This is a genomic window from Herbaspirillum sp. 1173, assembly GCF_031455335.1.
Classification (GTDB): domain Bacteria; phylum Pseudomonadota; class Gammaproteobacteria; order Burkholderiales; family Burkholderiaceae_D; genus Herbaspirillum; species Herbaspirillum huttiense.
This window is the reverse complement of record NZ_JAVDSP010000001.1, coordinates 1,323,494-1,340,780: the sequence shown is the minus strand read 5'-3', so window position 1 is coordinate 1,340,780 and position 17,287 is coordinate 1,323,494. Positions and strand designations below refer to the sequence as shown.

Sequence of the window (17,287 nt, the reverse complement as noted above, 5' to 3'; positions counted from 1 at the left end):
CATCGGCATCGCTTGCAACATTTCAGTATGGCACCCACATCACTGGCGATTGGCAAGAGCATGCGAACAACTTTGACCGCATCAGTTGCCCGACATGTGTATCTCAGTCATCTCATCTGCTTTCGGAGCTGTGGGCGGCTAGTCGTAACTCTGAAAAATTGTTGCACGATCAGTCCGTGATATTACTGCTTATAAGCTGCGCCCCAGGTGCCACAAAAGCCAGGCATATTGGTTGCATAGCAGCAGATGGCGAATAGGCGAAGGGGAGTTCAGTCAGAATATCGATACGCATACCTGGCCAGTTGGCCAATGTCTTGGTGAAGTCTGCTACGCGACACGGCTCTCCTGGCTCCCCAAAGAGCAATGCACCATATTTACTAACTTTTTCTAAACTTAGATCGCGAGTAAAAATATTAGGCTGGGTGGCGGAAGACCATTGCATCAAAATGGCGGGGAGATCGCTAGCATAGAATGTAGCGACTCCGGCCACTGCTGAACCTCCAACATATCGCAGCTTGGTGCTATATCTAGCTTTCCATAAGTCCTGTCCTTGGGCACTGATTACCGCTTCACCATGTCCAGAATAGTATGTGTTTCCTACGTTAAAGAGTTTGGCGATAGCGTACCCTATGAACACAATAGCGCCAGCTATGACTAGAACAATTGATGCCCTTCGCACCAAAGTCATCGGGATATTCGAAACACATGTCATTAAGAGCGGCGGAGCTAAAATGCTGAACGGAATCAGCCATTCCGTGATGCGGCTGGGATTCTGCGTGGGGAAAAAAACGAGATAGAGCGTTATTGGGATTAATGGCAGCAACATACACAGGATAGCGCAACGCTGTACTGCAAGAACAGGCCAACGGAAAGGCACGCGCATAAGCCGAAAGACCAAGTATGGCAGCCACGCATTTGTGAATACCATCAAAGCGCTCTCGATCGTGGAGAACGCAAGGCCCCTGTGAGCGTCACTTACAAACCAATTTATTGCAACGAACTCATGCTCCCAAAGCCAAACCACATTGGGTATAACCATTGCAATGAAGCACGCAATGGCCAAATAAAACCACTGGCTTCGCCAGCTACTTCTTAATTTTGGACTCGCCAGGGTTAGCAGAAAAACACTTCCTACGAAAGCAAGCGAGGAGTATTTCGCCATCGTCGCCACACCAGAAATACCTGCGAAGGCAAGCCAAAATCGATGATCGTCAAAGCCTGCGCGGATGAAAAAATAGAACATCCACGGCCACGTCATTATGAGTAGAAAGTTGTCGTTCTGATTTTGTGCGTCAGTATTGATAATCGCGGTCAAGTGCAATAGCAAGACCGCCAGCCATGCTAGCCCTTGGGAATGCGTGAGCCGAAACGTGAGAGCCCAAACGCCCCAGACGCCAATGCCCACTCCACAGAAGTGTGCGAAGTACCAATAGAAGCTTCGCGCTGTAACGCTCTCGAAAAAAAGGGCTGGATACATAGAAAGTCCAATTGCCCATCCACTGCGCGGCGTACCCCAATCTAAGTTCGTCGCCCAATTAAATGCTTCGATGGCATCTCCGCCGGGAACCGTAGAATTTGCTGAGAATGTCAAGCTGGTCCATGCGATTACATATACAAATATGTAGCAGCATAAAAATCGCTTGTGCCTAATCAATGTCGCATCGTAAGTAGCAGTCGAATTAGCCTCGGCAACTCCCCGGTAAGTTTCTAATTGTTGTTGCACGTTTCCCCTGAGACAGTAAGTATTTTTGAAGCTTCGGCACTAACGCTGCCGCGATTCTGTTGGGCAGAATTGCAGGCGAACTGACGAGTAAGAGGTCAGGAGAAATTTCATGCTCCGATCAAACTCAAGCTAAAACTAAATCCAGCCCCCGCTCTAGCGAGCGTCTTTTATCCCGACAAAATTAATTGGTTTTATTTTTAATATTTTACCATGGAATTATTACAAAATATTTACAATAATTTTCATATTTTGCATATTAAATTAACTTAATTGCAACAAAATCATCGGGACCTATCAAAAATTATTTTTGAATAGCAAAAAATTTCTACGCGGGGAATGGTGTTTGACGCTTATGCTATCTGTGATGGAGTTTGATTTTCAAACGCCCGTTGAGAATGATCAGCAGTGCATAGATAGCAGGTCAGGCGAGTACATGATGGCCATCGAATTTGTTTTCTCTTCGGATTGCAGAATTTCATCGCGGCGCTCTCGCAAAAATGCGAAGCGGACCTTTTTTGTTGAATTGCATTTAAATCTGACCCACTTTTCTCAGGAAATTTGTATCCTAAGTTGACCCATGTTTAGACCACAGACGCAGGTCACAGCCACGATCTGATATATATCGTGGTCACGAAATATGGCGTTTTCCGCTTTGACTGACCGTACAGTTGCCTCGAACAAAAACAGACCGAAGCCTGAAAGGCACGACTTACAAAACACCGGCGCTTTCGCGACTATGTCCTGTGGCCGCGTATTTAGATTGGCTGGCAGTGAGCGGTTTGAAGAGTGGCACGTAATTCGCGGTGTTGATCGTTGGGGGAGGATCAGTGACGAGTCAATGAATCCTGCTGAACCAGCGAGAATTGCGCAATGTACTTGGGGTTCTCGATTCCCTCCTTGATTTTCTCCAAGGTGTAGGTCTTGCCGGATGAGCGCTCGCCGAGCAGAATATTCAGCCCGGTGGAAAGCATCTGCCTGTCCTCAAAGATCGGCACTAGTTCGTTGCCATCCGCGCAGCTGAGTGCCACCTTACTCTTGCCCTGTAGGCAGGACTTAATCGCTTCCAGCGAGATTTCAGAACAGTCTATATACGTCTGGCGGCCGACGAATTTATTCATCTTCTCGTGAATTCTGGAGTCGCTGAATAGGACTGGTGTCAGACTGCTTCTGTCTTTGATTGCGTAAATGAACTTCTTACTGCTAGCGACCTCACCGGCCGATATATACGGCAGCAATTTCTGCAAGGTGTCGCCGCTAATCTCGGGATTCTTATCGGCATGCAGGATCAGCAAATAGTTGTGCACATCAGGAAAAATCCCGATTAGCTCCTCAAAGCTTATGTAATCGTTCTTATCTTTGATGCGAGCGGTAATCTGATCGCACTTTCTCTGAAATTCGTCCAGATTGGCATCGTTACTGATCAACAGCAAATGGCCTTTTGCAAGATTATCCTCTTCCGCATAGTTAGAAGGAATGTCAACGAGAGTGAACAAGTGACTTTCTGCTACCTCTAGGCCTCCTAAACTTGAAAAATGCATATTTTTGAAAGTATTTTGTAAACAAAGGCTATTTTCTCGCTTAGCTGTTTACACTTTCCCATATGCCGTTGGTCAAGGAGCTGGCCGCGCTGAGACCAATAGTCAGTTTCGTGCAATGACCGATGGGAACTAGAGCATCAGCTTCTGAAAATCGGGCCATGACTTTCGAAGTCGCTACTCGCAGGCCTCTGATGCAGACGCTGTCACGTGGTTAAATCCTGCGGGCATTCGCTGGTCGAAAGCGCCGCTAATCCTTGACGATAAATTGATTTCTTGACTGAGATCCAATCACCTCGCCGCGAGATGCAATCTCCTTCAAATCGGCGGGCGTGCATCTACCCACATTAGTCAGGTAGATACGAGAGCCTTTCCCCTTGGCCCGCGATGCGATTTCTTTCAAATCGGTCGGAGTGTACTTGCTTGCGTCGAGCACCATGCCGCCGCTGCTACGGGAAGCGGTTTCTTTGAGGTCTGTAACAGTCAATACCATTTCAATGACTCCAGTAATTCTGACTATCGGTCAGTACGGGGCTAGAAAACCAGTTTTCCTTTCAATCCATTAGACGCTAGTCGCCTATCTTGAGGTGAGCACCGTCGACGTACTGGTTCAGCAGGGAATGTGCGTGCATTATCTCAGCCACGTCGGCCCGCTGTACGCTCTCTCCATGCTTGATCAACCAACTCCGGCGTAATAGCCTCTTGCATCAAACGCAGTGCATTATCCGAATATCGAGGATGTCTTTGTGATTGAAACTCGAAGACCATCACGTTTGCCGGATCGGCATCAATTTTAAGGAAATCTCGTACCGCTTTCGCTTTGTTCGAGGATAATTTAAGTTTGGCTGCGAGTGCGCTCGGACTCCAGTGATATTTCTTTTGAAGATCTACTTCACGAATGGCAGCCGCAGCTTGTGGGTCATCGCCCGATACGTAGCGAATTGCGGGAGCATCCAAAGACTTGGTTATGCGAACTCGGATTGTCGGACCTTCACCCTCAACCTTTGACGCCAGAGTCAATAAGCGCGGAAATACCTGTTCTATTTGAGTGCCCGCCTTGATAGCCTCTTCGATACGGTCTAAGTCTCGCTTTGAAACAGCCACCTCGTCGCTGACGTGTGCCTCCATGGACAGTAGCGTCGTGATTCGGCCTCTTGCTTCATCGCGAGCTCTTCTCCCAGGTGCCAGCAACTCACGAATTTGTCCGTACTCACGGTTCACAAGCATTACGAAGTCTGGGAACGGCTGGGTAGAAAGTGGGAGGACTCGCAATGGTAGATTATCCGCAAGCGTGTCAAGAAAATGCTCTGCAAGTAGTTCATCCAATGTTGTAATTAGTGCTCTAGCATTGATGTATAGAGCATCTTCAGGAACAACGATCATCCAGTGTTGTGCTTGATCTCGCATCGCGTCAATTACGCGAATCGACCCTGCCTGTTCTGCTTTAAGCCAGCCCTGAGCGACGGCAAGATTCAAACCTTTCTCGATACCGATCGACATACCTTTTTGCTTATCAAATACGTCCAATCCCTTTTGAACCAATAGCGCCTTAATCAACATTTCGCTGGCGTGTTGAAGCATGAGCAGAACTGCTTCGACTCTTCCATCATCGTCATGACTGTTGAAGGCTTCTAGGCCACGTTTTAACGATGCAATAGCCTTAACCTTTAAGGTTTTTGCCTCCCTCTTGAGCTTCATAGTTGGCCATGCCTCCCATCAGTCTGGTTTTTCTCGCTGGCCAGCACCCCGGGGCCGATCCTCTCAATGCATCAGCCCGTTCAGTGGGCCATGGGTAGATCTGCAGCGCGTTTGGTCATGCTCTCCAGCGCCGATGGATTTCTTTGGTAGCGAAGAACAAGCAGCCCAACCGGTAAGCGTTAAGCTTAACCTGTTCCTTACCTAGCCCATAAGTCCGAGTCACAACCCTCGCATCTCTCTCCGATCCAATTCGGAAGCATAACCGACAGGTAAAAGATGCAGCAGACTGGACTCGACTGAGTATTCTCGCTAAATCGACAGGCTATTCTCCTGGCAAACCGGCCACCCGTTCTCACTTCAAATCGGCTGGGTATCCGCATCTCAAACCAGCCACTCTTTCTGCCTGATCAGTATTCGCACAAATATCCCAGTGATTCTTATCCCAAAACCGCCATCGGCTCGCGCCTGAAAACCACTATCGGCATCTGCGGTAAATAGCTGATATTGGTCAGTCGTGAATGACGGTATCCCCCTAGCTGTCTGAAGTCGTTCTTCAACGGCCACGCTCCAAGACAGAGTCAGCACTGCTGTATTCGTGAACAGTAGCCAGTTGTTTGGAAGGGGCTCCGCTTTATAGAATATGGATGCTACTTTAGGGCCGATATTTGCAGAATATCTGGTAAAAGGACATCTGAAGGCTTTTCAGAAGAAGATGGCGCAATGCTCCCCAACTTAGAAGCATTTCTGTGGCTCTCTGCCTTTGGCCGTGACTGAGCCTTGATCGTGACCTGACCTGAAAAAACTGGTCCGACTTGAAATTTCATATGCTATTGAAAAGGAGAGTCAGACCATGCCCAAGAAGCGATTCACATCCGAAGACATCATCCACAAGTTGCGCGAGGCAGAAGTCATGTCAGCGCAAGGCAAAACGGTGGCCGAAATCAGCCGCCAACTTGGCGTGACGGAGCAAACCTACTTCCGCTGGCGCAAGGAGTATGGCGGCCTGAAGATTGACCAGGCCAAGCGACTGAAGGAACTGGAACAAGAGAATGCACGCTTGCGCCGAGCGCTGTCGGATGCTGTCATCGATAACCAGATACTGCGCGAGGTCAGCCGGGGAAACTTCTGAGCCCGGCACGTCGCCGCCAGGCCGTGGCCCATGTCAGAATGAGCTTGGGTCACGCTGAACGGCGTATCTGCCGGGCGCTCCATCTCTCCCGTTCCTCGGTTCGTTATGCTGCCCAGCCACGCGCCGATGAGGCACCGCTGACTGGAGCCATCATCGAACTGGCCAGCCAGTATGGGCGTTACGGCTATCGACGCATTCACGCCATCCCAATGGCTCAGCGGCGCGCGGATGGCGTAGGGACCCAGCGCCAGTTGCAATTGGCCGCCGACCAGCGTGACATCCGCGCGGCCCCAGAGCGGGCTGTCGTAATGACCCGTATAACGCGACAGCGCCTGTGGCGGGCGGGCATCGGCGGGTGGCGTCTTGCCGGCCAGCGCGCCTTGCGCCTCTGCCATCGGCGCTACCGCCTCGGTGTAGAGACGGTTCCAGTCTTGCGCGACCTGGCCGAACTGCACCAGATCGAGGAATTCCGCATTGAGGATTTCCGGCACGCCCATCGGTTGCGCGTTGGTCAGGGTGATGATGCCGACCTGCGCCGAGGGCAGCAGGCTGAAGGCCGTGGCATTGCCACGGAAACCGCCCGAATGCCCCAGCACCACGCGACCGGCGGCGGAGTCCGAGACGTTGAAACCATAACCATAGAAGCCGCTGCGCGCCTCGGGCGTGTGCGGCGCGCCGGAGACGATCTGCGGCGTCAGCGCCGGCAGCAGGGCCTTGGCGTCGATCAGCGGCTGGCCATCCACGCAGCCTTGCGCCAGCACCATCTGCATCCAGCGCGCCATGTCATTGACGCTCGATGTCACGCCGCCCGCCGGCGACTGGGCGTCGGCCGGATAGTCGGGCGTGACTTCGAACCCGCGCGCCGTCTTGATGTGCGCGGTGGCGCGGTCGGCGCGCTTGAGGAAGTCGGCGTAGCGCGAACTGGTGGCGCGCATGCCCAGTGGCTGGTACAGCGCGGTGTCGGACAGGGTGGCCCAATCGGTGTAGCTGGCGCGCGCCACGGCCTGCGCACCGGCGGTCAGGCCGAAGTTGGTATAGGCATAACTGATGCGGAACGGCGCCAGCGGGAAGTAGCGCAGGCGCTTGAGCATGTCGTCGCCGCGATAGCCCATCTGCTCCAGATAGTCACCCGCATGATCCGGCAGGCCGGAGCGATGCGCATACAGGTCGCCGACGGTGACGTGCGTCGTCACGAAGGGATCGGCCAGTCGGAAGCCGGGCAACCAGCGGCTCACCGGCGTCTCCCATTGCACCACGCCGCGCCCGACCTGGCGCGCCACCACGGTGGCGCCGATCGGCTTGGACAGCGAGGCGAGCTGGAACACGGTGTCGGCATCCACCGGCGCCTGCGTCAGCACGCTGCGTACGCCATAGCCCTTGGCGAAGACCAGCTTGCCATCGGCCACCACCGCCACGGCCATACCCGGAATGCCGGACGACGCCATGAGCGCGCGCGCCAGGCCGTCCACCTTGTCGACGGCGGCGGCGATCTGGCCGGCCGGGATCGGCACGCCGGACACCGCCGTGGGCGCGCGCGCGACGCGGACGGGAGGCGGGCAGGCCGGTCAACTCGGTCAACACGGACGGGGCAGGCGAACCAGAAGGAGGGAAGGGCATGGCAGGGCGCTTTCGCAAGGGTGGTCAGGATCCCATGACCATGGCATGGGAGCGGAATCGACGTGAGTATCAAAGCAGGCATGCCGGCGGGCAATCGCTGAAATCAGTGAGTCGCGCCGGCATCCCCGATGGCGGCGGTGTTGGCGCTGATTTCCCGCCATTATTTCTGCACTTTATTTCATCTGTAATACAAACAGGTGTTTTCTGAAGGAAAGCCGTAACCGACGCGGCCCAGAATGTCTCACATGCACAGGCCACACAGAACACAAGGCGCTGCGCACAGACTGATTGCTCACATACCACTTCACCGAAAGGAAACTATCATGCCAATGCCCTGCTACCTGATCCTCGAAGGCCAAAACCAAGGCAAGATCGAAGGCTCCACCAAAGTCAAAGGCCACGAAGGCAAGATTCTCGTGCAAGCTGTGGACCACAGCGTGGAAATCCCCAAGAGCCCGCAGACCGGCCTGCCGACCGGCAAGCGCGTCCACCTGCCGATGACCCTGACCAAGGAAATCGACAAGGCATCGCCGAAGCTGTTCCAGGCGCTGACCTCGGGCGAACAGATGAAGAATGTGACCCTGGAGTACTACCGCATCTCGCCCAAGGGCACCGAAGAAAAGTATTACACCGTCAAGCTGTCGAACGCGATCCTGACCAACATCAAGGCCTGGACCCCGAACTGCCTGACCCCGGAAAATCGTCAGATGGGCCACATGGAAGATATCGCCTTCACTTACGAGAAGATCTCCTGGACCTTCGACCCGGACGGCATCGAAGCCGAGGACTCCTGGCTTGCCCCGAAGGCCTGATCCGTCGCCGCATGCGCTGACAACCGGCTCCCGCCTTGGCGGGGCCGGTTTTTTTTCGTGGTGTTACAGCGGGCGCTCACTGATTCTGGCGATGGTCAATTTGCCATACGCCGGTATCATCGGCCTCGATCCGAACACGCGAAACCACCATGCCCAAGCCCGCAGGCCGCCCGGCCCGCCTTTGCCATTTCCTCTACGCATTGAGCGCCGTCATCGTCCTGCATGACGGGATCGGCCTGACCGCCGCGCGCGCCGACAATCCGGGCGAGCTGTTCATCGACCCCGGTGCGCAGCGGCTGGGCAAGTCCGCCATCACGGGGCAGAGCGCCGGCCAGGCCGATGTGGTGCCCGCCGCTGATGCACCGCCCGCCGCTGACGCGCCGCGCCTGAGCTGGGCCATGCTGGCGGTGCTGGAAAACAGCCATCTGTCGCACCTGTCGCACCTGTCGGCCGATGGCGGGCAACTGCCGTTTTCGCGGCTGAACTATCTTGACCCCATCATCCAGCACGCGCTGGAATTCAAGCTCACGCCCTCGCTGGGCCTGTACGCGCTGAGCCAGGTCAGGAGTTTCGCGCCGGGTGACCGCAATCGCGCCTTGCGCGATATCGACGGGCAATTGCTGAATCTGTTCCTGGCCTGGCGGCCGGACGGCCCGACCGGCGATCAGACGGTGTTCGCCGGCAAGTTCGATGCCGGCGTGGGCGAGGGATGGCATCGCATGGATGGCATCTATTCCGGTTTTTCCGCCGACTACCAATACCAGGGCGCGCTGGGCGCGGGAGCACGGCAGCAATGGCAGGGCGAATGGGGGCAGGGCGCATTGACCGCGATCGCCTTCAAGCGGGATCATGGCGTGCTGCGCGACACCTGGCGACGCGACCATCCGCAGGTGCGCGCCGACACTGACGACAGCGGCCTGGGCAAGACCCCCGGCCTGCGCTCGGCCGGGCTGGCCTGGGAAGTGAAGGACATGCCGGCCGCGCCCGGCTGGCGCTTGGCCGGCGATGTGGCGCATCTGGCGCAGGGCCGCGCGGGCGCGCGCGCCATGGACGCGGCGTCGCTGACGGCCGACTACGGCGTCGATCTGGGGCATGACTGCGGCCTGCGCGTGTTCGGCGAAATGGTGATGGCGGATGGTTTCGGTGGTCAATCCGTGCGCGCGCGCCATGCCACCTTGTCCGTGTCGCTGGCCAGTGGCCGCACCGTCTGGACCCTGACCTCGGCCCGCCGCGCCATGTGGGCCACCAGCGGAAATCTGGCCGCGCAGGGGATCGACAGCGCGCTCGATCGCGGTCTGGCGGCCGCCGTCACTTATGTCACGTCAGGCGGTCCGATCCTGCAAGGCGGCGTGTTGCGTCAACAGGCGCAAGGCATCGCGCTGACCCAGTTCACGCTGCGCGCCATCTTTTCCTTTTCCTCATGATGCGCTTGACCGTCCGGGAGCGGCAGTCACCGCCGCGCCGCCCCGAGGCGATGCGTTACACTTCACCCGATCCGAGGCCCTGACCATGAATCCCGTCCCCTCCATAACTCCAGAAGAATCCGTCTTGCCCAGCCCGCTGCTGGTGGTCGAAGACGAACCGCTGGCGCAGATGCGCCTGCGCGGCGTGTTGCTGTCGCTGGGCTACACCGAGGAAGCGCTGACCTTCGCCGACACCATCGCGCGAGCGACAGCCTTGCTGGCCGAGTGTCCGTTTGCCATGGTGCTGGTCGACGTCGGCTTGCCGGATGGCAACGGCATCGGCCTGATCCGCCGCATTCACCAGCATGACCAGGCCTTGCCGGTGCTGGTGATCTCGACCTGGAACACCGAGCGCGTGATCGTCGAAGCCTTGCAGGCCGGCGCGACCGGGTATGTGCTCAAGGAGCGCGAGGACGTCGAAGGGGCGCTCTCGATCCGCAGCGCGCTGCGCGGCGGCGCGCCCATCGATCCCTTCGTGGCGCGGCGCATCCTGGAGCTGATCGCCGAGCGTGTGCCGGACAGCCCGGCCGCGCCTGCGGTGCAGCCGCCGCAGGATTTGCTAAGTCCGCGCGAAACGGAGATCATTCAGCTCGTGTCGCGCGGGCTCACCAATCGCGAGATCGCCGGGGTGCTGTCACTTTCCAGGTTCACAGTCGAATGCCATATCAGAAACGTCTACAAGAAACTGGCGGTGCGATCGCGCACGCAAGCCGTCTACGAGGCGCACGCGCTGGGCTTTCTGTCCTGATCTTCCTGCTGTTCGCTGCCCTGATGGCGGCGTGGCCGGCGCACGCCCAGCCGGCCTCCGCGCAAGCGCTGGCGGTCGTGCGGGTGGAGGTGGTCCGCGCCGAGGCGCTGGAGGCGCAGGGCGACGGCGGCATCGAACGCGACCAGCCGCCCGCCCAAGGCTGGCAGGCGGTCAGCCTGCCCGACATGTGGTCGGCGCGCTGGCCGGGCTTTGACGGCGTGGTCTGGTATCGCGTGCACTGGCAACAGCGCGACCGCCAGCAACCGGCGGCCCTGATGTTCGATTACCTCAATATGGCCGGCGTGGTGTATCTCAACGGCAACCTGCTCGCGCGCGACAGCCAGCTGACCGAACCCTTGTCGCGTGCCTGGAACATTCCCCGCTATTTCCTTCTGCCGGCCGCCTTGCTGCGCGATGGCGACAATGTGGTCGACATCCGCGTGTCCGGCCAGGCGCGCTACCAGGCAGGTCTGGGCGAGGTGCTGGTGGGCGCGCCGGCGGCGGTGATGCCGCTCTTCGACCGCGCGCACTGGCTCCGCGTGAGTTCGCAGTGGTACTGCCTGGCGGTGGTGTTCTCGATCGGCTGCTTCTTCCTGGCGATGTGGCTGATGCGGCGGCAGGCGGCGGTCAACGGCTGGTTTGCGCTGATGTCGCTGGCCTGGTGGGGCTGCACCTATAACCAGATCGCCTATAGCCCCCTGGCCCTTTTCCGGGTCCGATGCCTGGGAAGCGGTCAACACGATGTGCCTGATGGTGTTCAATGGCGCGTTCACCTTGTTCGTGCTGCGCTTTTCCGGGCGTCACTGGCCGCGTTACGAGCGCGTCGTCTGGGCCTGCATTGCGCTGGCTTGCGCGGCGCTGTGCGTGACGCGGGGCGAGTCGCTGGCGACCCTGCGCGTTGCGCTGTCCACCGTGCAGACGCTGCATTACATCGCCGTGTCGCTGGCCTTCACCGTGTTCGCCGTACGGCGCGGCCGCATCGACCAGCGCATCCTGGCGCTGTTCCTGGCGCTGGCGGTGGCCGCCGCCATCCATGACACGCTGCTGTTCGTCGGCATCCTCAATGACAATCTCTACCTCAGCCCCTTGTCGGTGCTGGTGGAGATGGTCTGCATGGCGCTGATCCTGGGCTGGCAGTTCGTGACCAACCTGCGGCGCATCGAGCGCTTCAACACCGAACTGAAGCTGGGCATCGAGCAGGCGCGCGGCGAGCTGACCCAGACCTTGCAGCGCCAGCACGAACTGGAAATTGCCAACACACGCCTGGCGGCCCGGCTCAATCTGGCGCACGACCTGCACGACGGCCTCGGCGGCACGCTGGTCTCCAGTATCGTGACGCTGGAGCGCACGCCGCAGGACATGCCAGCGGCGCGTTTCCTGGGCGTGCTCAAGGAATTGCGCGACGACCTGCGCATCATCATCGATTCGCCGACCAACCAGCAATATGGCGCCACCACGCTGGAGAGCCAGTTGTCGCCGTTCCGCCACCGGCTCACGCGCCAGTTCGAGGCCGGCGACATCGACTGCGCCTGGCATCTGGATGGCATCGACACCTGCGCCTTGCCTCCCGCGTCCAGCCTGGAGCTGATGCGCGTGCTGCAAGAGGCGCTGACCAATGTGTTCCGTCATAGCCGCGCCAGCCGGTTGGAGATCGACATGTGGCACCGGCAGGGCGAGTTGCGCCTGACCGTCCGTGACAACGGCGCGGGCTTCCCGCCGGACATGGCCGGCCGTGAAGGCACCGGGCTGCGCAGCATGCGCGCGCGGGTGGGGCGGCTGGGCGGCACGCTCGACATCGCCTCCGCGCCGGGCGCGACGACCGTGACCGTGATCCTGAAGGATTTGTAAGCGCTCGCCGGCACAGTGCGCGCCGGCCGGCCTCCTTTTTCTCGTCAGTCCCCTTTCGTCCTTCCAGTCCTGTTAGTCCTTGTAAGCCTCTTAGGCCTTCAGGTCCTCTCAGGCCTGCCATCCCTTTCTTTTCGTTTCTTTGCCTTTCACTAAGGTCTGGGCACGGTCAACCCGTGGCGGTGGAGATGCCGCTGTCTGCGGTACTTGTCAGTGCGTCTACTCACTGATTTCAGCGATTGTCGCCGGCCGGGCGCCTTTGTACAGTGCTCGCACTCTTCCATGACAGCAATGCGGCCCCGGAGCGGGGTCAGGCGCATGTTGCAACCGTAACCTGGGCGCGGTTTCCTGAAGCGGTCCGGTAACGCGCGGCGCCCAGAATACGTTACATGCACAGGCCACACAGCACACCGCGGACTGGGCAAGGCGACGGAGACACCGGCGCCGCCAACCAACCCTCGTTGTTCAACGCGTACTGATGCGCCGCCGCGCGCACCGCTCACTGAAAGGAAATTATCATGCCAATGCCCTGCTACCTGATCCTCGAAGGCCAAAACCAAGGCAAGATCGAAGGCTCCACCAAAGTCAAAGGCCACGAAGGCAAGATCCTCGTGCAAGCCGTCAACCACACCATCGAAATCCCTAAGAGCCCGCAGACCGGCCTGCCGACCGGCAAGCGCGTGCACCTGCCGATGTCGCTGACCAAGGAAATCGACAAGTCCTCGCCGAAGCTGTTCCAGGCGCTGACCTCGGGTGAACAGATGAAGAACGTGACCCTGGAGTACTACCGCATCTCGCCGAAGGGCACGGAAGAAAAGTACTACACCGTCAAGCTGTCGAACGCGATCCTGACCAACATCAAGGCCTGGACCCCGAACTGCCTGACCCCGTCCAACCAGCAGATGGGCCACATGGAAGACATCGCCTTCACCTACGAGAAGATCTCCTGGACCTTCGATCCGGACGGCATCGAATCCGAAGACTCCTGGCTGGCACCGAAGGCCTGACCCTTCCGCCGGACCTGCCGGACACCGCTTGGGCGGTGTCCGGTTTTTTGCATTGCAGCCTCATTCATGAAGGGCCTTTCCATGACTACGCTCACGCACCGGCTTGCAGGAAACACTCGGTTCACGTTCACGCACGACTTGTCCGCTGCAGACTTGTTTGATGTCGTCAGCATGGCGGGAACGGAAGAACTGTCCAGGCTGTTTCGCTTTGAGTTGGTGTTGGTCAGCGACAAGACAGACGTGGATCTGGACGCGATGATCGACGGTGCCGTGCATCTTACGATTCTCGCGGCGGATGGCAAGACGGCTGCCCCCTATCACGGGAGGTTGAGCGAATTCGATCAGTTGCATCAAGCAGGGGGCTACGTGTTCTATTGTGCGGTCATGGTGCCGCGCATATGGCAGCTGTCGTTGTTTCGGACATCGGCTGTCCATTGGGTCGGCGGACCGATCACAGACTTGTTGCGAAAGATATTCCTGGAGCAAGGGTTAAGCTCGACCGATATCGAGTTCAGCTTGAAGAGCAAAGGATCCTCAGAGGAGGTTGTCGCCAACCGGTATGTGATTCCAGTCAGGGAATTTGTGTACCAGTATCAGGAATCACACCTTGATTTCATTTCGCGATGGCTGGAAAAAGAGGGGATGTATTACTGGGTTGAGCATGGGGAGCATGCCGAGACCATGGTCATCTCCGATGACGGGGATTTCCGTTTTGGTGCAAGTCAGGATGTCAGTTTCAAGCCGGTCGATACGCGGGATAGCAATCCGCTCAATAACGCTGTTCAGGTGTTTACCGCCAAAAGACGTGTGCTGCCCGGACTCTTGTTCATGCAGGATTATGATCCCCAGAACGCGAAAGTGACGTTTGAAAAGATGGTTGTCGTCAGCGCTTCGGGTATCGGGGCCGTGACATTACATGACGAAGGCTTGCGTTCAGAGGCCGAAATGGACCGCTCTATTGAATTGCGCGCAGAGGAAATTCGTTGCGGCGGCCAGGTCTTCCAGGGCGAGTCGACGGTCGTCGGCATACGGAGCGGACATCGAATGCGCTTGTCAGGGCATTATCGTCAGAGCTTTAACGACAGCTATCTGGTCACCGGCGTCATTCATCATGGATCGCAGGCACGCCTGTTGTTGCAAGACCTGCCATCGCCTTATTCGACGGGGCGTGAAAAGGCAGAGATTGCCTACGCCAATGACTTCACGGCGATTCCGGCGACAGTGCAGTTCCGCGCCGGTCGTGTGACCGCGAGGCCTCGTATCGCGGGCACGATTACCGCCAATGTCGAGTTGGAGAACAAGAGAGCGCAAGGCAGCGATGGTCCTGTGATGCGTCTCGACCTGGATAAGGAAAGGGCGAAAGATGATCCTCCGCCTGGCACCCGTCTTCCACCTGCCTACGCTCCTGACGAAAACGGACGCTATCGCGTGCGTATGCACTTTGATGCTGCGAGATCAATGCCAGGGAAAGCGTCGTCGCCGATGCGCATGGCGACGCCGCATGCCGGTGACAAACATGGCATGTATTTTCCCTTGATGACGGGTGACGAAGTCCTTGTGTCATTCACAGATGGCGATCCCGATCGCCCGGTCATTGTCGGCGCGGTGCCGAATTCCGAAAATAAAAGCCTTGTCGATAAGAACAAGCCCCAGCAGAACCTGTTGCGCACGCCCGACAATAACAGCGTGGAGTTCAGCGACGTGGCGGATGCGCAAGTGATCTGGATGCGTTCACCTTATAAAACCAGCTTCTTCGGCGTCGGCAAGACTGATGACAAGGGCGGCGGCGGAGTGCTGAGCAGCACCTCGGGCAGCGCAACGAGCATCACGGTGGGCTCATCGAATTCGCTGACGGTGGGGGCCAAGAATTCATTCAGCACGACCTTCGAGACTTCCCTGTCGCTGGGCCTGAAGTACAAGGTGGAAGCCGGCACCAGCATCAACTTCACCGCAGGCGCGGATGTCAGCTACAAGATGGGACAAAGCTTCACGATTGACGATGCCGATAGTGTCAGCATGAAGACTTCGTCCACGACGAAAGCGACCGATGAAGTGCTGATACAGGCGGGGCAGCGCAAGAGCAAGGCTGCACAGATTGCGGCATTGAAGAAGAGGGTGAGGGATGTGGTCATCGCGAATCTGGTCATCAATGGCGTCCTGGCCGCAGGGGCGGCGACCGCAGTGGGCGTGTCGGCTGACCGTGGTCGATCCTCAAAAAATGACGGAAAACTCAAGGTGAAGGATGTTGCCGGATGGGGGACGACGGTGGCGCAAGTCGGTACGAATGCCGTGGCCATGGGGGTCTCGCAAGGCGTATTGCGTCATACGGCCAAGGCGATCGAGCGTCTGGATGAGGACAATGATTATGCGAGCAGCATGACTGTTGCCCGCCATGGCATCAATATGGAAGTGGATGCCGTAAGCGACGAGACTCAGCTTGTCCCGGCGAGTGACACCGGGACTTCACGTCTCGGCATTGCGGGGAAGGGGAAAATCGGGGTTGCTGACGATCCGGAAGGAGAAGGCTTGAATCAGTTGTTTCATGAAGAAGATCAGACCTACCTAGGTGATTTTCTCTTCGAGGCAGACGTGCTGGATGGAACTTCCCTCAAGGTTGGCAAGACAGCGGCGGAAATTTTGCATGCGGGTAACGGTCAGGCGCAAAGGAGTCTGATCAAGGTCGATGAGGACATCGCGCTTTCTTCCAACGGCAGGATTACGCTCGCTCAGGGCGGCAAAGATAGGGAAGATGTGATATTGACGATGTCGAAGAAAAGCCTTCTCGCCGAAGTGACCGAAAAAGCATGGCTGCTCCTTGAGCCGGGCTGCGTGCAGTTGGGGACCGACAAGACCTGGCTGACGGTTAGACCCGATGGAATGGAAGCAATCGTGAACGGAGAGAAGGCTTTCGAGGTTTCTGATGCAGGTTTGAAGCTGAATCATCCTAAAGGAATCATCAACATCGGAGAAAGTCTTGTCCTCAGCAAGGGCGGCAACGTCAGGATCGCCTGACCCATGAAACTCTTCCTCCCTGATCACATGACCCTGCTGCACCGCAGCCTCCGCTTCGCGCGGCGGCGCACGCTGGCCATTGGTTTGCTGGGTTTGTTCGAGTTCGGGCGGAGCGGACCAGGCGCGCTGCGCGAGGCCGCCGATCTGTGGCGGATCGCGACGGCGGCGCTGGGCGAGGACGGCATTCTTGATGAAGGCTTTCCCAAGCCTGCCGCCGAATTCCTGTGTTACGGCAGCGCCCACGCGCCTGGCGGCACGCCGGTGACGGAGATGGTGGTGTCGGCGCAATTGGGGAGCGCGCGCAAACAATTGCTGGTGAGCGGCGACCGCCATTTCAACGCGCTGGGATTCATCGCCGCGCCGCAGCCGTTCTCGCGCATGCCGATCACGCCGGCGCATGCCTTCGGCGGTCCCGGCCACGCGGCCAATCCGGCCGGCAAGGGCGCTGCCGCCATCACGGACGCAGATGGCGCGGTCGTCTGGCCGCTGCCGAATATCGAAGCGCCGGGCGCCTGCCTCATCAGTCAGGGCGAGGTGGTCGCGCCGTCGGGATTCGGGGGCGGCTTGAATGGCCCGGAGCGGCGCGCATGGATGGGCAGCTTCGATGCGCGCGCAAGGTCGTCAGCGCGGCCTCATCCATGGTGGCCCGCAGTCGCAGCAGGCCGGTTTCGATGACACGGCGCGCTTCGAACGTCTGT

At 58.0% G+C, this 17,287-nt stretch carries 12 protein-coding genes and 2 pseudogenes; 9 read left to right on the top strand and 5 right to left on the bottom strand.

What is annotated here, in order from left to right; translation table 11 throughout:
• Positions 1–169: 169 nt before the first annotated feature.
• The 4 genes from J2X56_RS06040 to J2X56_RS06025 all read right to left on the bottom strand — a co-directional run bounded on the left by J2X56_RS06040 (position 170) and on the right by J2X56_RS06025 (position 4,956).
• The gene (locus J2X56_RS06040; RefSeq protein ID WP_310158890.1) at positions 170–1,723 is read right to left on the bottom strand and encodes a glycosyltransferase family 39 protein; all 1,554 of its coding nucleotides are present in this window, start codon (positions 1,721–1,723) and stop codon (positions 170–172) included.
• Between the two features lie 824 nt (positions 1,724–2,547).
• Positions 2,548–3,216 carry a hypothetical protein gene (locus J2X56_RS06035; protein ID WP_310158887.1) on the bottom strand — a complete coding sequence of 223 codons (669 nt, stop codon included), beginning with the start codon at positions 3,214–3,216 and terminating at the stop codon, positions 2,548–2,550.
• 292 nt (positions 3,217–3,508) lie between these two features.
• The gene (locus tag J2X56_RS06030; RefSeq protein WP_310158885.1) at positions 3,509–3,751 is read right to left on the bottom strand and encodes a hypothetical protein; all 243 of its coding nucleotides are present in this window, start codon (positions 3,749–3,751) and stop codon (positions 3,509–3,511) included.
• A gap of 143 nt (positions 3,752–3,894) precedes the next feature.
• The gene (locus J2X56_RS06025; RefSeq protein ID WP_310158884.1) at positions 3,895–4,956 is read right to left on the bottom strand and encodes a hypothetical protein; all 1,062 of its coding nucleotides are present in this window, start codon (positions 4,954–4,956) and stop codon (positions 3,895–3,897) included.
• Between the two features lie 850 nt (positions 4,957–5,806).
• Between J2X56_RS06025 and J2X56_RS06020 the strand changes: the two are divergent.
• A pseudogene (locus J2X56_RS06020) lies at positions 5,807–6,291 on the top strand (transposase); the annotation flags it as partial.
• Positions 6,292–6,558: 267 nt separating this feature from the next.
• Here J2X56_RS06020 and J2X56_RS06015 read toward each other — a convergent pair.
• A pseudogene (locus tag J2X56_RS06015) lies at positions 6,559–7,554 on the bottom strand (serine hydrolase domain-containing protein); the annotation flags it as partial.
• Positions 7,555–7,700: 146 nt separating this feature from the next.
• Here J2X56_RS06015 and J2X56_RS06010 point away from each other — a divergent pair.
• From J2X56_RS06010 to J2X56_RS05975, 8 genes are all read left to right on the top strand, one after another.
• The gene (locus J2X56_RS06010) at positions 7,701–7,910 is read left to right on the top strand and encodes a hypothetical protein (RefSeq protein ID WP_310158882.1); all 210 of its coding nucleotides are present in this window, start codon (positions 7,701–7,703) and stop codon (positions 7,908–7,910) included.
• A gap of 115 nt (positions 7,911–8,025) precedes the next feature.
• Positions 8,026–8,514: an Hcp family type VI secretion system effector gene (locus J2X56_RS06005; RefSeq protein WP_310158880.1), complete on the top strand. Its 489-nt coding sequence runs from the start codon at positions 8,026–8,028 to the stop codon at positions 8,512–8,514.
• A gap of 149 nt (positions 8,515–8,663) precedes the next feature.
• Complete coding sequence (locus J2X56_RS06000; protein ID WP_310158878.1) at positions 8,664–9,938, top strand: hypothetical protein; 1,275 nt, start codon at positions 8,664–8,666, stop codon at positions 9,936–9,938.
• Positions 9,939–10,023: 85 nt separating this feature from the next.
• The gene (locus tag J2X56_RS05995) at positions 10,024–10,725 is read left to right on the top strand and encodes a response regulator transcription factor (protein WP_310158876.1); all 702 of its coding nucleotides are present in this window, start codon (positions 10,024–10,026) and stop codon (positions 10,723–10,725) included.
• Between the two features lie 741 nt (positions 10,726–11,466).
• Entirely contained in the window at positions 11,467–12,573 is a 1,107-nt protein-coding gene (locus J2X56_RS05990) for an ATP-binding protein (RefSeq protein ID WP_310158874.1), read from the top strand.
• Positions 12,574–13,088: 515 nt separating this feature from the next.
• Positions 13,089–13,577, top strand: coding sequence for an Hcp family type VI secretion system effector (locus tag J2X56_RS05985; RefSeq protein ID WP_310158871.1), 489 nt, complete (start codon positions 13,089–13,091; stop codon positions 13,575–13,577).
• Between the two features lie 81 nt (positions 13,578–13,658).
• Positions 13,659–16,589 carry a type VI secretion system tip protein TssI/VgrG gene (locus tag J2X56_RS05980; protein ID WP_310158869.1) on the top strand — a complete coding sequence of 977 codons (2,931 nt, stop codon included), beginning with the start codon at positions 13,659–13,661 and terminating at the stop codon, positions 16,587–16,589.
• A 3-nt stretch (positions 16,590–16,592) separates the two neighbouring features.
• Entirely contained in the window at positions 16,593–17,264 is a 672-nt protein-coding gene (locus tag J2X56_RS05975; RefSeq protein WP_310158867.1) for a DUF2169 domain-containing protein, read from the top strand.
• Positions 17,265–17,287: the final 23 nt, after the last annotated feature.